This is a genomic window from Pseudomonas sp. TE4620, from assembly GCF_056279045.1.
Window position 1 is genome coordinate 3,595,211 of sequence record NZ_JBWBQO010000001.1, and the last position, 18,194, is coordinate 3,613,404.

Consider the following 18,194-nt stretch of genomic DNA (forward strand, 5'->3'; position numbering starts at 1 on the left):
ATCGGATTTTGAAGAAATACGCCTTGGCGTAATGGATGATAGCTGTTTGCCATTGATTACGCCGAAGCTCACTGGCGTAAGGGTTTCAGCCGCAAGCAAGAATCGCAGGCATAAAAAAGGGCGACCGAAGTCGCCCTTTTTTAACACCAGCAGAACTTAGTTCTGTTTGGCCATTGCCTGACGCAGCAGCGCAGCCATGGTGGTGTCAGCAGCAGCTTCCGGAGCGGATTCTTTCAGGCTCTGGATAGCTTCTTTCTCTTCAGCGTCGTCTTTCGACTTGATCGACAGCTGGATGACGCGCGATTTGCGGTCAACGCTGATGATCTTCGCTTCGATCTCTTCGCCTTCCTTCAGGACGTTACGCGCGTCTTCAACGCGGTCACGGCTGATTTCGGAAGCTTTCAGAGTGGCTTCGATGTCGTCGGCCAGGGTGATGATGGCGCCTTTGGCGTCAACTTCTTTTACAACACCCTTGACGATTGCACCCTTGTCGTTGCTAGCAACGTACTCGGAGAACGGATCGCTTTCCAGTTGCTTGATACCCAGCGAGATGCGCTCGCGCTCTGGGTCAACCGACAGGATGACGGTGTCCAGCTCGTCGCCCTTCTTGAAGCGACGTACGGCTTCTTCGCCGACTTCGTTCCAGGAGATGTCCGACAGGTGAACCAGGCCGTCGATGCCGCCGTCCAGACCAATGAAGATACCGAAATCGGTGATCGACTTGATGGTGCCGGAGATCTTGTCGCCCTTGTTGAACTGGCCAGAGAAGTCTTCCCATGGGTTGGACTTGCACTGTTTGATGCCCAGGGAGATACGACGACGCTCTTCGTCGATGTCCAGAACCATGACTTCCACTTCGTCGCCGACTTGTACGACTTTCGAAGGATGGATGTTCTTGTTGGTCCAGTCCATTTCGGAAACGTGTACCAGGCCTTCCACGCCTTCTTCCAGCTCTGCGAAGCAGCCGTAGTCGGTCAGGTTGGTAACACGCGCCATGACGCGGGTGCTTTCTGGGTAACGAGCCTTGATAGCAACCCATGGGTCTTCACCCAGTTGCTTCAGACCCAGGGATACACGATTGCGCTCGCGATCGTACTTCAGAACCTTGACATCGATCTCGTCGCCAACGTTGACGATTTCCGATGGGTGCTTGATACGTTTCCAAGCCATGTCGGTGATGTGCAGCAGGCCATCAACGCCGCCCAGGTCAACGAATGCGCCGTAGTCGGTGAGGTTCTTGACGATACCTTTGACTTGCTGGCCTTCCTGCAGGGATTCCAGCAGAGCTTCGCGCTCGGCGCTGTTCTCGGCTTCCAGGACGCTGCGACGGGAAACGACAACGTTGTTGCGCTTCTGGTCCAGTTTGATGACCTTGAATTCCAGCTCTTTGCCTTCCAGGTGGGTGGTGTCGCGCACTGGGCGGACATCAACCAGGGAACCAGGCAGGAACGCACGGATACCGTTAACGTCGACAGTGAAGCCGCCTTTAACCTTACCGTTGATAACGCCCTTGACCACTTCTTCGGCGGCGAAAGCTGCTTCCAGAACAATCCAGCACTCGGCGCGCTTGGCTTTTTCACGGGACAGTTTGGTTTCGCCAAAGCCGTCTTCGACCGCGTCCAGCGCAACGTGAACTTCGTCACCGACCTTGATGGTCAGCTCGCCAGCTTCGTTGTAGAACTGCTCGAGCGGGATGACGCCCTCGGACTTCAGGCCAGCGTGTACGGTAACCCAGTCGCCGTCGATGTCGACAACGATACCGGTGATGATCGCACCCGGCTGAAGATTGAGGGTTTTCAGGCTTTCTTCAAAGAGTTCTGCAAAGCTTTCGCTCATTTTAATTCCTGTAGATTAGGGCGGGACATACGCCCATCAGCCACATTCCAGACAATGTGGGTTTCGTTCATATAAAGGAAAGCCGACAGGACGTTGACTGGTGCCCCTGCCTGCTCTCCTGGTCATCAGGCGATATCGCGCAGGGCGATCTCGCTCTTGATGCGTTGCAACACCTGCTCGATGGACAACTCCGTGGAATCCAGCTGGATCGCATCGGCCGCCGGCTTGAGCGGGGCCACTGCGCGCTGGGTGTCGCGCTCATCGCGCGCACGAATCTCATCTAGCAGACTCGACAGACTAACATCTTCGCCCTTGCCCTTCAACTGCAAGTAACGACGGCGGGCACGCTCCTCGGCGCTGGCGGTCAGAAAAACCTTCAGAGGCGCATTCGGGAACACCACGGTGCCCATGTCGCGGCCGTCGGCAATCAGCCCCGGCGCTTCCTGGAACGCCCGCTGGCGCTGCAGCAAGGCTTCACGCACCGCCGGCAGCGAGGCGACCATGGAAGCACCGGCACCCACGGTTTCGGTACGGATGACATTGCTGACATCCTCACCTTCGAGAATGATCTGCTGCAGCTTGCCCGGCTCGGCGGCGATGAACTGCACATCCAGATGTGCGGCCAGGGCCTTGAGCAATTCTTCGTTGGTCAGGTCGACACCGTGGTTGTTGGCGTTGAAGGCCAGCAAGCGGTACAGCGCGCCGGAATCCAGCAGCTTCCAGCCCAGCTCGCGGGCCAGCAGGCCGGCGACGGTGCCCTTGCCCGAGCCGCTTGGCCCGTCAATGGTGATGACCGGTGCGTTGGAATTCACGACTTGCCCTCTTCTGCCACACGGATGCCGACTTCGGCGCACAGGGCGAGGAAGTTCGGGAACGAGGTCGCGACGTTGGCACAATCATGGATGCGGATCGGCGCGGTGGCGCGCAACGAGGCCACACTGAAGGCCATGGAGATGCGATGGTCGCCATGACCGTGCACTTCGCCGCCGCCGATCACGCCGCCGTCGATGATAATGCCGTCCGGGGTTGGCTCGCACTTTACGCCCAGGGCCAGCAGGCCGTCGGCCATGACCTGGATGCGATCGGATTCCTTGACCCGCAGCTCTTCGGCACCGCGCAGCACGGTACGGCCTTGGGCGCAGGCCGCGGCGACGAACAGCACCGGGAACTCGTCGATGGCCAGCGGTACCAGGTGCTCGGGGATCTCGATACCTTTGAGTTTAGCCCCGCGTACGCGCAGGTCAGCCACCGGCTCACCGCCGACTTCACGCTGGTTTTCCAGGGTGATGTCGCCGCCCATCAGGCGCAGGATATCGATGACGCCGGTACGGGTCGGGTTGATGCCGACGTGCTCGAGCAGCAGTTCAGAGCCTTCGGCAATCGATGCAGCCACCAGGAAGAACGCCGCCGAGGAAATATCCGCCGGCACTTCGATATGAGTTGCCGTCAGCTTGCCGCCAGATTCCAGCGAAGCCGTAGGACCCTCAACGTCAACGCTGTAGCCAAAGCCACGGAGCATGCGCTCGGTGTGGTCGCGGGTTGGCGCAGGCTCGGTAACCGTGGTCTTGCCTTGGGCGTACAGGCCGGCCAGCAGCAGGCAGGATTTGACCTGGGCACTGGCCATCGGCAGCGTGTAGGTCAGGGCCTTGAGGGTGTGGCCACCACGGATGGTCATCGGCGGACGACCTTCGGCGGCAGTTTCGATCACCGCGCCCATTTCCCGCAGCGGGTTGGCCACGCGATTCATCGGCCGCTTGGACAGCGAGGCATCGCCGGTCAGCACGGTGTCGAACGGCTGCGCCGCCAGCAGGCCGGAGAGCAGACGCATGGAGGTACCGGAGTTACCCAGGTAGATCGGGCCCGGTGGCGGCTTCAGGCCATTGAGGCCGACACCATGGATAGTCACACGGCCATGGTGCGGGCCTTCAATGACCACACCCATGTCGCGGAAGGCCTGCAAGGTTGCCAGGGCGTCTTCGCCCTCGAGGAAACCTTCCACTTCGGTGGTGCCTTCGGCCAGGGAGCCGAGCATGATCGAGCGATGGGAAATCGATTTGTCACCTGGTACACGAATACGGCCAGACACGCGGCCACCAGGATTTGCCAGGAAAATCAGGTCGTTGGAGTTCATAGCGTCCACATAGGCCCGGCGGGCCAGGATTTTACTGAAATGCTCGCGGGCAACACGGGCGCGCGTGAAGACGCCCAGCAGTTGATGCCCATCCCCTGCATCGACCGCGTCGCGCAAGGCGTCGAGGTCGCTGCGAAATGTATCCAGCGTGCGCAGGACAGCCTCGCGATTGGCGAGAAAGATGTCGTGCCACATGACCGGGTCGCTTCCGGCGATTCTCGTGAAATCGCGGAAACCTCCGGCAGCGTAACGGAAGATATCGAGGTTTTCATTGCGCTTGGCCAGGGAATCGACCAGGCCGAAGGCCAGCAGGTGCGGCAAGTGGCTGGTCGCGGCCAGGACTTCGTCGTGACGCTCGACCTGCATGTGCTCGACATCGGCCTCAAGCGCACGCCAGAGCTGATCGACCAGCGCCAGCGCGGCCGGCTCGGTTTCAGCCAGCGGCGTGAGAATGACTTTGTGGCGGCGGAACAGCGAAGCATTGGAAGCCTCCACCCCGCTCTGCTCGGAGCCGGCAATCGGATGCCCGGGTACAAAACGCGGCAATCGCGCACCGAGGGCCTCGCGGGCGGCGCGCACGACATTACCCTTGGCACTGCCGACGTCGGTCAGCACCGCCTGGCCGAGATCCAGTTGAGCCAGGCGCGCGAGGAGCTTTTCCATGGCCAGGATCGGCACGGCCAGCTGAATGACATCAGCGCCGACGCAGGCGGCAGCGAGGTCTTCTTCGCAGCGGTCGACCACGCCCAGCTCCACCGCCAGCTTGCGCGACTGCGGATCGAGGTCGACACCGACCACTTCGCGGCACAGACCGCTTTCACGCAAGCCCTTGGCGAAAGACCCGCCAATCAGGCCCAACCCGACCACCACCAGCCGGCCGATGATCGGCCCAGGCTTGTTTACCACGACTTCAACCACGGAGCTGGACCCTGTTCAAAACTGCATGCACGCCATTCATACCTCAGAGTACCGCTTTAGGGTAGGAACCCAGCACCTTCAGGGCCACGGCTTCCTGACTGATCTGCTCGAGCACGGCCTTGATCAGCGGATCGCGGTGGTGGCCGACGAAATCGATGAAGAACACGTAGGTCCATTTGCCGCTGCGCGACGGACGGGTCTCGATACGAGTGAGGTCAATACCATTCTCGTGGAACGGCACCAACAGCTCGTGCAAGGCACCCGGCTTGTTGCTCATGGAGACGATGATCGAGGTCTTGTCGTCGCCGGTCGGCGGCACTTCCTGGTTACCAATCATCAGAAAGCGCGTGGAGTTGTCCGGACGGTCTTCGATCTTCTCGGCCAGGCGCGTAAGGCCGTACAGGCCAGCCGCCATGTCGCCGGCAATGGCCGCCGAGTTCCACTCACCCTTGACCCGCTTGGCCGCTTCGGCGTTGCTCGACACCGCCACGCGCTCGACATTCGGGTAATGGGCATCCAGCCACTTGCGGCACTGGGCCAGCGACTGGGCGTGGGAGTAGATGCGGCTGATGCTGTCGGTCTTGGTGTTCTCACCCACCAGCAGGTGGTGGTGAATACGCAGCTCGACTTCGCCGCAGATCACCATGTCGTGCTCGAGGAAGCTGTCGAGGGTGTGATTGACCGCACCCTCGGTGGAGTTCTCCACCGGCACCACGCCGAAGTTGACGGCGCCGGCCGCCACTTCGCGGAACACTTCGTCGATGGCTGCCATCGGCTTGCTGATCACCGCATGGCCGAAATGCTTCATCGCCGCGGCCTGGGTGAAGGTCCCCTCAGGGCCGAGGTAGGCGACCTTCAGCGGTTGCTCCAGGGCCAGGCACGAAGACATGATTTCGCGGAACAACCGCGCCATCTCTTCGTTGCCCAGTGGCCCCTGGTTGCGCTGCATGACGCGCTTGAGCACCTGCGCCTCACGCTCGGGACGGTAGAACACCGGCGTCTCGCCTTCGGCCAGGGTCGCGGTTTTGACCCGCGCCACTTCCTGCGCGCAGCGAGCACGGTCACTGATCAGCTCGAGGATCTTCTCGTCGAGGCTGTCAATGCGCACCCGCAGCGCCTTGAGTTCCTGCTCCGACATCAGCCGTGCTCCTTCTCGAATTCAGCCATGTAGCCAACCAGCGCTTCGACCGCGTCCAGGCCCAGGGCGTTGTAGATCGAGGCACGCATGCCGCCGACCGAACGGTGCCCCTTGAGGTTGAGCAGGCCACGGGCGTCGGCACCGGCGAGGAAAGCCTTGTCCAGGCGCTCGTCGGCCAGGCGGAACGGCACGTTCATCCACGAACGGGCGTTGACGCTGATCGGGTTGGTGTAGAAGTCGCTGTTGTCGATGAAGCCGTACAGGCGGTCTTTCTTGGCCCGGTTGCGCTGCTCCATGGCCTCGACGCCGCCCTGCTCTTTCAGCCACTCGAAGACCAGCCCCGACAGGTACCAGGAATAGGTTGCCGGGGTGTTGTACATCGAGCCGTTGTCGGCCGCGACCTTATAGTCGAGCATGGTCGGGCAACTGCTGCGGGCGCGGCCGAGCAGGTCTTCACGGACAATCACCACCACCAGGCCGCTCGGGCCGATGTTCTTCTGGGCGCCAGCGTAGATCAGGCCGAAGTTGGAGACGTCGATCGGACGCGAGAGAATGTCCGAGGACATGTCGACCACCAGCGGCACGTCACCGGTCTGCGGCACCCAGTCGAACTCCAGACCACCGATGGTCTCGTTCGAGGCGTAGTGCACGTAGGCGGCGTTGTTGCTCAGGTTCCATTCGTTCTGACCAGGGATGGCCAGGTAGTCGTAGGCCTTGGCACTGGCAGCAACGTTGATGTTGCCGTAGCGGCGGGCTTCTTCGATGGCTTTTTTCGACCAGATACCGGTTTCGATATAGTCGGCGGTGCCGTCTTCAGGCAGCAGGTTGAGCGGAATCTCGGCGAACTGCTGGCTCGCACCGCCCTGCAGGAACAGCACCTTGTAATTGGAAGGAATGGACATCAGGTCGCGCAGATCCTGCTCGGCCTTCTCGGCAATGGCCACGTAGTCGTCGCTACGGTGACTCATCTCCATCACCGACAGGCCTTTGCCACGCCAGTTCAGCATTTCAGCCTGGGCGCGCTGCAGTACAGCGTCAGGGAGCGCAGCAGGGCCTGCGCAGAAGTTAAAGGCTCGTTTGCTCACATCCACTCTCGCTCTGCTCTTGATGTCCGCAGGAGCCGGTCGGGCAGCGAGCCGTGCCCGACTGCCGCGACCTCCCCCACCAGGATTGCGCTACTAATAGGTTATTCCGGCTGTGCCTCTTCGTCGGCAACGGCATCGGCCTGTGGCGCCGCATCGGCGTCCACTTCGGTGCCATCCACGTCGGCGTCGAAGTCCTCGTCACCTTCCTCTTCGGATGGCTCCTGGACCCGCTCCAGACCCACCAGGGTCTCGTCGCTGGCCAGTTTGATGAGGGTCACACCCTGGGTATTACGGCCCAGGCTGGAGACTTCACCGACACGGGTACGGACCAGGGTGCCCTGGTCGGAAATCAGCATGATTTCTTCGCCGTCGAGCACCTGCACAGCCCCGACCAGACGGCCGTTACGCTCGTTGCTGACCATGGCGATTACGCCCTGACCGCCACGCTTGTACTCCGGGAACTCGCTAATGGCAGTACGTTTGCCGTAGCCGCGCTCGGAGGCGGTAAGGATCTGGCTGCCTTCTTCCGGGATGATCATGGAGATCAGCTTCTGCCCTTCGGCCAGACGCATGCCGCGTACACCGCGGGCAGTACGGCCCATGGCGCGAACGTCGGACTCCTTGAAGCGGGTCACCTTGCCAGCGTCGGAGAACAGCATGACCTCACGCTCGCCATCGGTGATGGCCGCGGAAATCAGTACGTCGCCTTCGTCCAGCTCCAGGGCGATCAGGCCGACACTGCGCTGGCGGCTGAAGGATTCCAGCGGGGTCTTCTTCACGGTGCCGTTGGCGGTGGCCATGAAGATGAAGTGACCTTCGGTGTATTCCTCGACCGGCAGCATGGTCGAAATGTACTCGCCCTCATCCAGCGGCAGCAGGTTGACCAGCGGTCGACCGCGCGCGGCACGGGAGGCTTCGGGGATTTCATAGGTCTTGAGCCAGTACACCTTGCCCTTGCTGGAGAACAGCAGCAGGGTGGTGTGGCTGTTGGCGACCAGCAGGTGCGAGATGTAGTCCTCGTCCTTGACGCCGGTAGCCGACTTGCCTTTACCACCGCGACGCTGGGCTTGGTAGGCGGCCAGTGGCTGGGTCTTGGCGTAGCCGCCATGGGAGATGGTCACGACCCGGTCTTCTTCCGGAATCATGTCACCCAGGGTCAGGTCCAGTCGCGCATCGAGGATCTCGGTACGGCGCACGTCGCCGTACTCGGCGCGGATCAGCTCCAGCTCTTCACGGATCACTTCCATCAGGCGCTCGGCGCTGTTGAGGATGCGGATCAGCTCGCCGATCTGGTTGAGGATCTCCTGGTACTCGGCCAGCAGCTTCTCGTGCTCCAGGCCGGTCAGGCGGTGCAGGCGCAGGTCGAGAATGGCCTGGGCCTGTTCCGGCGACAGGAAGTACTTGCCATCGCGCAGACCGAACTGCGGATCAAGGTTCTCCGGACGGCAGGAGTCGGCGCCGGCGCGCTCGACCATGACCTGCACGGCGCTGGATTCCCACGGCGTGCTGATCAGCGCTTCCTTGGCCTCGGAAGGCGTCGGCGAAGCCTTGATCAGGGCGATCACCGGATCGATGTTGGACAGGGCAACCGCCTGGCCTTCAAGGATGTGCCCGCGCTCACGCGCCTTGCGCAGTTCGAACACGGTACGGCGGGTAACCACTTCGCGGCGGTGGCGAACGAAGGCCTCGAGCAACTCCTTGAGGTTCAGCACCCGTGGACGGCCGTCGATCAGCGCTACCACGTTGATGCCGAAGACGCTCTGCAGCTGGGTCTGGGCGTAGAGATTGTTGAGGATCACCTCAGGCACTTCGCCACGACGCAGCTCGATGACGATACGCATACCGTCCTTGTCGGACTCGTCGCGCAGCTCGGTAATACCTTCGAGCTTCTTCTCCTTGACCAGCTCGGCGATCTTCTCGATCAGACGCGCCTTGTTCAGCTGGTACGGCAGCTCGGTGACGACGATCTGCTGGCGGCCACCGACCTTGTCGATGTCTTCGACCATCGAGCGGGCGCGCATGTAGATACGGCCACGGCCGGTGCGATAGGCCTCGATGATGCCCTGGCGACCGTTGATGATCGCCGCGGTCGGGAAGTCCGGGCCGGGGATGAACTGCATCAGTTCGTCGACAGTGATGTCGGCGTTGTCGATCAGCGCCAGGCAACCGTCGATGACTTCACCGAGGTTGTGCGGCGGAATGTTGGTCGCCATGCCCACGGCGATACCGCTGGAACCGTTGACCAGCAGGTTGGGGATCTTGGTCGGCATGACCGCCGGGATCTGCTCGGTACCGTCGTAGTTGGGTACCCAGTCGACCGTCTCTTTATGCAGGTCGGCCAGCAGCTCGTGGGCCAGCTTGGTCATGCGCACTTCGGTGTATCGCATGGCGGCGGCATTGTCGCCGTCGACCGAACCGAAGTTACCCTGGCCGTCGACCAGCAGGTAACGCAGCGAGAACGGCTGGGCCATACGTACGATGGTGTCGTAAACGGCGGTATCACCATGCGGGTGGTACTTACCGATCACGTCACCGACCACACGGGCGGATTTCTTGTACGGTTTGTTCCAGTCGTTACCCAGTTCGCTCATCGCATACAGAACGCGGCGATGCACGGGCTTCAAGCCATCACGCGCATCGGGCAGTGCACGCCCGACAATGACGCTCATCGCGTAGTCGAGGTAGGACTGTCTCAGCTCGTCTTCGATATTGACCGGGAGGATTTCTTTGGCCAGTTCGCCCATGAGAAGCCTGATTCCTTTTTCTGGTGAAACCTCGTCACATCCATATGGGACGAACGAAGCTCGCCGCTGCAAAGTGACTCCTTGCAACGACTTACGACAAATCAACGAGTTATGCCATGGATCTGCGCAGTAAAGACGGCCCCGCAGGGCGGCCTTGGAAACCGTCGGATGTTACCACAATCGCCCAGAGGGTGGGAGTAGCCTGCGGCACTACTACCCTACTGCTCGTCGATAACGCCCGTTAGCCGCTACAACAGGCCGCAGACGACGGCAAAGACTCAATGCAAACGCTTGCGACACATCAGTTGCGCCATCTTCACCTTGTCCGGGCGCTCGACGATGCCTTTCTCGGTGATGATCACGTCGATCAGGTCGGCCGGAGTTACATCAAAGACCGGATTGAACGCCTCGAAGTCGGCGCTTAGCGACTCGCCGCCGAGCTCCAGCAACTCGCTGGGGCTGCGCTCTTCAAGGAGGATGTCGTCGCCACTTTCAAGGTTCATGTCGATGCTCGAGCTCGGCGCCACGACCATGAAGCGCACGCCGTGGTGCATGGCATTGACCGCCAGCTGGTAGGTGCCGATCTTGCTCGCCACATCGCCATTGGCAGTAATGCGCTCGGCGCCGACGATCACCCAGGTGATGCCCTTGGTTTTCATCAGGTGGGCAGCCGCCGAGTCGGCAGTGATGGTAGCCGGGATACCCTCGCCGGCCAGCTCCCAGGCGCTCAGGCGCGAGCCCTGCAGCCACGGGCGGGTTTCATCGACATAGACGCGCTCGATCATGCCTTCCAGGTAAGCGCCGCGCACCACCCCGAGGGCGGTACCGAAGCCGCCGGTGGCCAGGGCCCCGGTGTTGCCATGGGTGAGAATGGCCTGTTCGTTGCCCTGGTGCTTGCGGATCAGGTCGACGCCCAGCTGGGCCATGGTCAGGTTGGCTTCACGGTCGCTTTCATGAATGGCCACGGCCTCAGCCGCCATGATGGCCTGCACGTCATCGCCATCCTTGAGCCGCAGCAGGCGCTCACGCATGCGGTTCAGGGCCCAGAACAGGTTGGCGGCGGTCGGCCGCGCGTGCACCAGCAGCTCGAAATCCTCTTCCAGGGCCATTTCCCAGTCACCGCCGGCGGCCAGGCGCTGGGCAATCGCCATGGCCAGGCCGTAGGCGGCGCTGATGCCAATGGCCGGGGCGCCGCGCACCACCATTGTGCGGATAGCCTCGGCCACTGCGGCGGCGTCCTTGCAGGCCAGCCAGACCTGCGCCGACGGCAACGCGCGCTGGTCGAGCAGATAGAGGGTGCCATCCCGCCAATCGATGGCTTTCACCTTCTCTGCTGCCATTAGTCGATCGCGCATGCCTCACCCCATCATTCGGACATCAAAAGCGGACGATTATAGCGAGCCCCAGGCGCGGACGCTCGGGTATACTTCGCCCTCACCTTCTATCGCCCAGGGAAACCTGACATGCCCAAACCCGCTTTGCCGCTCGACCTGCTGCTCCTGCCTGCCTGGCTGGTGCCGGTCGAGCCTGCCGGGGTGGTTTTGCAGGACCATGCCCTGGGCGTGCGCGACGGGCAGATCGTGTTCATCGGCCCGCGCAGCCAGGCCCAGGCGTTCATCGCGGCGCAAACCCGCGAGCTGCCGGGCTGCCTGCTTAGCCCGGGGCTGGTCAACGCCCACGGCCATGCGGCGATGACCCTGTTTCGCGGCCTGGCCGACGACCTGCCGTTGATGACCTGGCTGCAGGAGCAGATCTGGCCGGCCGAAGAGCGCTGGGTCGACGAAGATTTCGTCCGCGACGGCACCGACCTTGCCATCGCCGAGCAGGTAAAAGGCGGCATCACCTGCTTCAGCGACATGTACTTCTACCCCAAGGTAGCCAGCGAGCGCGTGCACCACAGCGGCATCCGCGCGCAAATCGCCGTGCCCCTGATGGATTTCCCGATCCCTGGTGCGCGCAGCACCGAAGAAGCCCTGCAGCTGGGCATCGAGCTGTTCGGCGACCTGCGCCACCACCCGCGCATCACCGTGGCCCTGGGCCCGCACGCGCCGTACACGGTCAGCGACGCCAACCTGGAAAAGATCCGCGTCATCGCCGAAGAGCTCGACGCGCCGATCCACATGCATATCCATGAAACCGCCCTGGAGGTCGAGCAATCGCTGCACACCCGCGGCGAGCGCCCGCTGGCCCGGCTGGCTCGCCTGGGCCTGCTCGGGCCGCGCCTGCAGGCGGTTCACATGACCCAGGTCAGCGACGAGGATCTGGCCCTGCTGGTAGAAAGCAACACCAGTGTGGTGCACTGCCCGGAGTCCAACCTCAAGCTGGCCAGCGGTTTCTGCCCGGTCGAGCGCTTGTGGCAGGCCGGCGTCAACGTCGCCGTCGGTACCGACGGGGCGGCCAGCAACAATGACCTCGACCTGCTCGGCGAAACCCGTACCGCGGCGCTGCTGGCCAAGGCCGTGGCCGGCTCGGCCAGCGCCCTGGATGCCCACCGGGCGTTGCGCATGGCCACCCTCAACGGCGCCCGGGCACTGGGCCTGGAGGCGATCACCGGTTCGCTGGAAGTGGGCAAGGCCGCCGACCTGGTCGCGTTCGACCTTTCCGGCCTGGCCCAGCAACCGCTGTATGACCCGGTGTCGCAATTGATCTACACCAGCGGCCGGGACTGCGTGAAGCATGTCTGGGTCGCCGGCAAGCCACTGCTTGACGACCGGCGCCTGATCCGCCTGGACGAACAGGCCCTGCACGCCACCGCCTGTGCCTGGGGCCAGCGGATCGGCGCGCGCAACGAATAAACGTCCGGCAGCCAGTGCTGGCGGGCAAAAGCAAATTATCCAAGTTTCAGAGGACTGTTCCATGAGCAACGTCGACCACGCCGAAATCGCCAAGTTCGAAGCCCTGGCCCACCGCTGGTGGGACCGCGAAAGCGAGTTCAAGCCACTGCACGACATCAACCCGCTGCGGGTCAACTGGATCGACGAGCGGGTCAAGCTGGCCGGCAAGAAGGTCCTCGACATCGGCTGTGGCGGCGGCATCCTCAGCGAAGCGATGGCCCTGCGCGGCGCCACTGTGACCGGTATCGACATGGGTGAGGCGCCGCTGGCCGTGGCCCAGCTGCATCAGCTCGAGTCCGGGGTCAACGTCGAGTACCGGCAGATCACTGCCGAGGCCCTGGCCGAAGAGATGCCCGAGCAGTTCGACGTGGTCACCTGCCTTGAAATGCTCGAGCACGTGCCAGACCCTTCCTCAGTAATTCGCGCGTGCTTCCGTATGGTCAAGCCCGGTGGCCAGGTGTTCCTCTCGACCATCAACCGCAACCCCAAGGCCTACCTGTTCGCCATCATCGGCGCCGAATACATCATGAAGCTGCTGCCGCGCGGCACCCATGACTTCAAGAAATTCATCCGCCCGTCCGAGCTCGGCGCCTGGAGCCGCGACGCCGGCCTGACCGTCAAGGACATCACCGGCCTGACCTACAACCCGCTGACCAAGCATTACAAGCTGGCCAACGACGTTGACGTCAACTACATGATCCAGACCCTGCGCGAGGAATAAGCATGCGTTTGCGAGCGGTACTTTTCGACATGGACGGCACCCTGCTCGACACGGCGCCGGACTTCATCGCCATCTGCCAGGCCATGCTCGCCGAGCGCGGCCTGCCGGCAATCGAAGACCAGAAAATTCGCGACGTGGTCTCGGGCGGTGCCAAGGCCATGGTCTCGGTGACCTTCAACCTCGACCCCGAGGACGAAGGCTTCGAGGCCTTGCGCCTGGAATTCCTCGAGCGTTACCAGCAAGGTTGCGCGGTGCACAGCAAGCTCTACGACGGCATGGCCGAACTGCTGGCCGACATCGAGAAAGGCAAGCTGATCTGGGGCGTGGTCACCAACAAGCCGGTGCGCTTCGCCGAGCCAATCATGCAGCGACTGGGTCTGAGCGAGCGTTCGGCGCTGTTGATCTGCCCGGACCACGTGAAGAACAGCAAGCCAGACCCCGAGCCGCTGATCCTCGCCTGCAAGACCCTCAACCTGGACCCGGCCAGCGTGCTGTTCGTCGGCGACGACCTGCGCGACATCGAGTCGGGCCGCGATGCCGGCACCCGTACTGCTGCGGTGCGCTACGGCTATATTCATCCAGATGACAACCCCAACAACTGGGGTGCGGATGTGGTGGTCGACCATCCGCTGGAGCTGCGCAAGGTGCTCGACAACGCGCTTTGCGGCTGCTGATTTCAGACACGCATCGCGGGGCAAGCCCGCTCCCACAGCCCCGCGATGAAGTCACACCCATTTCCAGGAGGTAACCCCATGTTCGATTACTCTGCCCGCCCCGACCTGCTCAAGGGCCGGACCATCCTGGTCACCGGTGCCGGTCGCGGCATCGGTGCGGCCGCGGCCAAGAGCTATGCCGCCCATGGCGCCACCGTCTTGCTGCTGGGCAAGACCGAAGCCAACCTGAGCCAGGTCTACGACGAGATCGAAGCGGCCGGCCACCCCAAGCCTGCGGTCATCCCGTTCAACCTGGAAACCGCCCTGCCGCACCAGTACGACGAACTGGCGGCGATGATCGAAGCCGAGTTCGGGCATATCGACGGCCTGCTGCACAACGCCTCGATCATCGGCCCGCGCACGCCGCTGGAGCAGCTCTCGGGCGACAACTTCATGCGCGTGATGCAGATCAACGTCAATGCCATGTTCATGCTCACCAGCACCCTGCTGCCGCTGCTCAAGCTGTCAACCGATGCCTCGGTGATCTTCACCTCCAGCAGCGTCGGGCGCAAAGGCCGGGCCTACTGGGGTGCCTATGGAGTGTCGAAGTTCGCCACCGAGGGTCTGATGCAGACCCTCGCCGACGAGCTTGAAGGGGTGGCGCCGGTGCGGGCCAACAGTGTCAACCCGGGCGCCACCCGCACCAGCATGCGCGCCCAGGCCTACCCTGCAGAAACACCGGAAAACAATCCGCTGCCAGAGCAGATCATGCCGGTTTACCTGTACCTGATGGGCCCGGACAGCACCGGCATCAACGGCCAGGCGTTCAACGCCCAGTAAGCTCAGCCCTCGGCCAGCTCCGCCCGGGCCCGGGCGGGCTGCTGGCGCTGTTCCTGTTCTTGTTGCATGCAGCGTTCAAGGAACAGGAACATATAGTCGTAGCTCTTGCAGACGGCCCGGCGCAGTTCGGTTTGCAGCGCCGCCGACGGGTTGTTGCCGGCCAGGGTGCAGACGATCTCCAAAGCCTCCCACGGGTGCGCGTCATCGTACTGGGCGTGCATCTTCAGCCATTTCATGGCGCGCTTGCGACCCTCTTCCGGGAAGCCCTGGGCATAGACACCGGTTGAGCACACCACCGCCGACCACTCGCCGGTTGCGCCTTCGATGGCGTAGTTGGTGGCGGCAATCGCCACTACCAGCGCATCGGTCGCACAGGTGTGCCAGCACCAGTCGCTGAGGGCATTGAGTTCGCTGGGAACTTCCTGCGCCTGCAGCTCTTCGAGGCTGACGCCATGGGCCTGGGCCCAGAACCGCCAGTAATCGGCGTGGTTGAGTTCGACACGGATGTTGCGCATCAGCCAGCGCCGCGCCATGTCTTCACCAGGGTGGCGGGCGTACTGGGTCTTGGTGAGGTTCTTGGCCATGTACAGCGAGAACTGCTCGACCACCGGCCAGCCACCAATCAGGTACTGGCGCATGGTCCGGCCACTGAGGCGGCCATCGCGCATGCGTTGATAAAGCTCGTGCTCCACCACCCGACGCTTGCTCTCGCTGCAGTCCTTGATCAACTGCTGGGCCCAAAGCGGGTAACTGCTGGGGTCCATCAATGGACCAGTACGTATGAACGCGTCAATCACTGTCAGCTCCTTGTTCCTTGTGATTATCGGTGGATCTCAGCGAAAGGTCCCCGGCGCCTTGAACAACAGGGGCCTTGCAGCAATCCGTTTGCGCTGCAAGCTGTCACAGGTGAACACCTGTGGCCGCTCGATCAGGTATCCCTGGGCGTAGTCGACGCCAATTTCCTGCAGGGCCTGCTCGATCAACGGGGTTTCGACAAACTCGGCAATGGTGCGTTTGCCCATCACGTGACCGATGTGATTGATCACCTCGACCATGGCCCGGTTGATCGGGTCATCGAGCATGTCCTTGACAAAACTTCCGTCGATTTTCAGAAAGTCTACAGGCAAATGCTTCAAATAAGCGAACGACGACATACCGGCGCAAAAGTCATCCAGCGAGAACCGGCAACCTAGGCCCTTGAGCTCGTTGATAAAGCGAATGGCGCTGCCAAGGTTGGCGATGGCGCTGGTTTCGGTTATTTCGAAACAAATCATGTGCGGCGGGATGGCGAACTCGCTGAACAGCCGTTGCAGGTATTCAAGGAATTTGTCGTCACCAATACTGCTGCCCGACAGGTTGATCGCGCACATGGCCAACGGGCCTTCGCGCTGCTCGTCCAGGCACTGGCGGATGACCTTGAACACACTGCGCACCACCCAGCGGTCCAGCGCAGTCATCAGGCCATAGCGCTCGGCGGCGGGGATGAAGCTGTCGGGCAGAATAATGCGCCCGCTCTCGTCATGCAGGCGCAGCAGAATCTCGATATGCCCGGCGCCCTCATGGGGGCCGAGGGCGGCAATTTCCTGGGCATACAGGCAGAAGCGGTTTTCTTCCAGGGCCACGTGCAGGCGCTGGATCCAGGCCATCTCGCCAAAGCGCATGGACAGCTCGCTGTCGTCGGCGTGGTACACCTGTACGCGGTTGCGGCCCTTCTCCTTGGCCATGTAGCAGGCCATGTCGGCGGCCCGCAGCGAAGCTTCAAGAGTGGTCGGGCCCTGGGCGATATGCACCAGGCCCAGGCTCACGGTGGTCATGAACGGTCGCCCTTTCCAGACGAAATGCAGGCTCTGCACGGCCTGTCGCAGGCTCTCGGCAATCCGCTCGGCCTGCTCCTGTGGGCAGTTTTCGAGGAGGATGCCGAACTCGTCGCCGCCCAGCCGCGCCAGGGTGTCGCCTTCGCGCAGGCCGGCCTGGAGCACCGCACAGATATGGCGCAGCAGTTCATCGCCAGCGGCATGGCCGCAGGTATCGTTGACCAGCTTGAACTGGTCCAGGTCGAGGAACATCAGTGAATGCCGTGCCGGCTTGCGCGCCATGGCGTTGAGCGCCAGCTCCAGGCGATATTCGAACTCGCGACGGTTGGCCAGGCCAGTCAGGGCGTCGTGAGTCGCCTGCCAGGACAGGTTGGCGATGTACTGGCGTTCCTGGGTCATGTCGTGCAGCACCAGGACAATACCGCTGACCTTGCCTTCGGCCATGATCGGCGCGCCCACCAGCGTCACTGACACGGTGCTGCCGTCCAGGCGCTGGATCAGCTTGGTGTGTTCGCTGCCACCCTTGAGGCCACCTTCAAGCACGCGCTCGACCAGGGTCAGGCTGTCTTTTTCGGCGTTCTCGTCGAGCAGGCTGAACAGCGCCGCCAGCGGCAGGCCCTGGGCCTGGGCGGCATGCCAGTGGGTCAACTGCTCGGCGGCCGGGTTCATGTAGGCGATGCAGCCTTCGACATCGGTGGTGATCACGCCATCGCCGATCGATTCGAGGGTGATCTGCGCCCGCTCCTTCTCCACCTCAAGGGCATTGGCAAAGGCCTGGCGCTGGGCCAGCAGCTTGCTCGAGCGCATCCAGGCCAGGGCAATCAGAAACAATGCAGTAGCGAGGTTAGTGACCAGCAGCACCCGCAGCAACATCCGCGAGCCTTCGCCCAGGGCATCGCTGAACGCCCGCGCGGCCGGGGTCACGGCATCGTTGATCGCGGCAATCTGCGCCTTCCAGCCGGCAACGCTGCGGGCGTCGGCCTGGCCGGTGCGAAAACCGCTGTGCATCTGCTCGGCCACTTCGTCCAGCTGGCGCAGAAATCCGTCACCGACTGCCCACAGCTCGATGGCCTTTTGCATATAGCTGACCTGATGAAAGTTCAGGTACAGCCAGATCACGCTGGAAACGTCGTCGGGATGGTTGCCGCCCTGGAGGATGCCACGGCGCGCGGCGTCGATATCCGGGCTCGGCAAGTCGAGGGCTACACGCAGGTCATGGCCGCCCTGGGGCACGGCGATGGCCTTGCGATACTTCTTGAAGACCGCCTCGTCGCGGCTGTCAGCGTATTGATTGAGGTAATAGATGGCGTCTTTCTGGCCCTTGGACCACAGGCTCTCGCCCGCCACATAACCACGCACTGCCGACAGCGCGTACAGGCTGATGCTCCCGAGCAAGGCCTGAAACAGCACCACAGCAACAAATGGCCAGATAATGCCCAACAACTTTGGCGCTTCGAGAGTCCGTTTTCGCTTCATGAGG

At 62.5% G+C, this 18,194-nt stretch carries 13 protein-coding genes; 4 read left to right on the forward strand and 9 right to left on the reverse strand.

All coding sequences use genetic code 11. The features are described 5' to 3' along the window. Positions 1-156: 156 nt before the first annotated feature. The 7 genes from rpsA to mtnA all read right to left on the reverse strand — a co-directional run bounded on the left by rpsA (position 157) and on the right by mtnA (position 11,207). Positions 157-1,836, reverse strand: coding sequence for a 30S ribosomal protein S1 (gene rpsA, locus ACZ9A3_RS16645; protein ID WP_045195383.1), 1,680 nt, complete (start codon positions 1,834-1,836; stop codon positions 157-159). A gap of 125 nt (positions 1,837-1,961) precedes the next feature. After that, positions 1,962-2,648 carry a (d)CMP kinase gene (gene cmk / locus ACZ9A3_RS16650; protein WP_093380420.1) on the reverse strand — a complete coding sequence of 229 codons (687 nt, stop codon included), beginning with the start codon at positions 2,646-2,648 and terminating at the stop codon, positions 1,962-1,964. After that, positions 2,645-4,885: a bifunctional prephenate dehydrogenase/3-phosphoshikimate 1-carboxyvinyltransferase gene (locus tag ACZ9A3_RS16655; RefSeq protein ID WP_045195387.1), complete on the reverse strand. Its 2,241-nt coding sequence runs from the start codon at positions 4,883-4,885 to the stop codon at positions 2,645-2,647. Before ACZ9A3_RS16655 ends, cmk begins: the two co-directional genes overlap by 4 nt. A gap of 43 nt (positions 4,886-4,928) precedes the next feature. Then, on the reverse strand, positions 4,929-6,023 hold the full coding sequence (gene pheA, locus ACZ9A3_RS16660) for a prephenate dehydratase (protein ID WP_093380418.1): 1,095 nt from the start codon (positions 6,021-6,023) through the stop codon (positions 4,929-4,931). Further along, on the reverse strand, positions 6,023-7,108 hold the full coding sequence (gene serC, locus ACZ9A3_RS16665; RefSeq protein WP_045195761.1) for a 3-phosphoserine/phosphohydroxythreonine transaminase: 1,086 nt from the start codon (positions 7,106-7,108) through the stop codon (positions 6,023-6,025). Before serC ends, pheA begins: the two co-directional genes overlap by 1 nt. 101 nt (positions 7,109-7,209) lie before the next feature. Beyond that, entirely contained in the window at positions 7,210-9,852 is a 2,643-nt protein-coding gene (gyrA, locus tag ACZ9A3_RS16670) for a DNA gyrase subunit A (RefSeq protein ID WP_093380415.1), read from the reverse strand. Between the two features lie 278 nt (positions 9,853-10,130). Next, positions 10,131-11,207, reverse strand: coding sequence for an S-methyl-5-thioribose-1-phosphate isomerase (gene mtnA / locus ACZ9A3_RS16675; protein ID WP_476252923.1), 1,077 nt, complete (start codon positions 11,205-11,207; stop codon positions 10,131-10,133). Positions 11,208-11,315: 108 nt separating this feature from the next. Between mtnA and ACZ9A3_RS16680 the strand changes: the two genes are divergently transcribed. The 4 genes from ACZ9A3_RS16680 (at position 11,316) to ACZ9A3_RS16695 (ending at position 14,900) form a co-directional block, all read left to right on the forward strand. After that, on the forward strand, positions 11,316-12,647 hold the full coding sequence (locus ACZ9A3_RS16680; protein WP_476252924.1) for a TRZ/ATZ family hydrolase: 1,332 nt from the start codon (positions 11,316-11,318) through the stop codon (positions 12,645-12,647). Positions 12,648-12,708: 61 nt separating this feature from the next. After that, complete coding sequence (ubiG, locus tag ACZ9A3_RS16685; RefSeq protein WP_045195398.1) at positions 12,709-13,407, forward strand: bifunctional 2-polyprenyl-6-hydroxyphenol methylase/3-demethylubiquinol 3-O-methyltransferase UbiG; 699 nt, start codon at positions 12,709-12,711, stop codon at positions 13,405-13,407. Between the two features lie 2 nt (positions 13,408-13,409). Next, on the forward strand, positions 13,410-14,081 hold the full coding sequence (gene mupP, locus ACZ9A3_RS16690; RefSeq protein WP_045195400.1) for an N-acetylmuramic acid 6-phosphate phosphatase MupP: 672 nt from the start codon (positions 13,410-13,412) through the stop codon (positions 14,079-14,081). A 78-nt stretch (positions 14,082-14,159) separates the two neighbouring features. Further along, positions 14,160-14,900: a YciK family oxidoreductase gene (locus ACZ9A3_RS16695; protein ID WP_476252925.1), complete on the forward strand. Its 741-nt coding sequence runs from the start codon at positions 14,160-14,162 to the stop codon at positions 14,898-14,900. Between the two features lie 2 nt (positions 14,901-14,902). Here the strand turns inward: ACZ9A3_RS16695 and ACZ9A3_RS16700 are convergent, their stop codons facing one another. Beyond that, complete coding sequence (locus ACZ9A3_RS16700) at positions 14,903-15,697, reverse strand: TenA family transcriptional regulator (RefSeq protein WP_093380409.1); 795 nt, start codon at positions 15,695-15,697, stop codon at positions 14,903-14,905. Positions 15,698-15,733: 36 nt separating this feature from the next. Beyond that, a complete protein-coding gene (locus ACZ9A3_RS16705) occupies positions 15,734-18,190 on the reverse strand; it encodes an EAL domain-containing protein (protein ID WP_093380407.1) in 2,457 nt (818 codons plus the stop codon). Positions 18,191-18,194 lie beyond the last annotated feature (4 nt).

Bases quoted from the DNA above. Each gene is read 5' to 3' on its own strand.
- rpsA (WP_045195383.1), bottom strand. From the start codon at position 1,836: ATGAGCGAAAGCTTTGCAGAACTCTTTGAAGAAAGCCTGAAAACCCTC.
- pheA (WP_093380418.1), bottom strand. From the start codon at position 6,023: ATGTCGGAGCAGGAACTCAAGGCGCTGCGGGTGCGCATTGACAGCCTC.
- gyrA (WP_093380415.1), bottom strand. From the start codon at position 9,852: ATGGGCGAACTGGCCAAAGAAATCCTCCCGGTCAATATCGAAGACGAG.
- mtnA (WP_476252923.1), bottom strand. From the start codon at position 11,207: ATGCGCGATCGACTAATGGCAGCAGAGAAGGTGAAAGCCATCGATTGG.
- ACZ9A3_RS16680 (WP_476252924.1), top strand. From the start codon at position 11,316: ATGCCCAAACCCGCTTTGCCGCTCGACCTGCTGCTCCTGCCTGCCTGG.
- ubiG (WP_045195398.1), top strand. From the start codon at position 12,709: ATGAGCAACGTCGACCACGCCGAAATCGCCAAGTTCGAAGCCCTGGCC.
- mupP (WP_045195400.1), top strand. From the start codon at position 13,410: ATGCGTTTGCGAGCGGTACTTTTCGACATGGACGGCACCCTGCTCGAC.
- ACZ9A3_RS16695 (WP_476252925.1), top strand. From the start codon at position 14,160: ATGTTCGATTACTCTGCCCGCCCCGACCTGCTCAAGGGCCGGACCATC.
- ACZ9A3_RS16705 (WP_093380407.1), bottom strand. From the start codon at position 18,190: ATGAAGCGAAAACGGACTCTCGAAGCGCCAAAGTTGTTGGGCATTATC.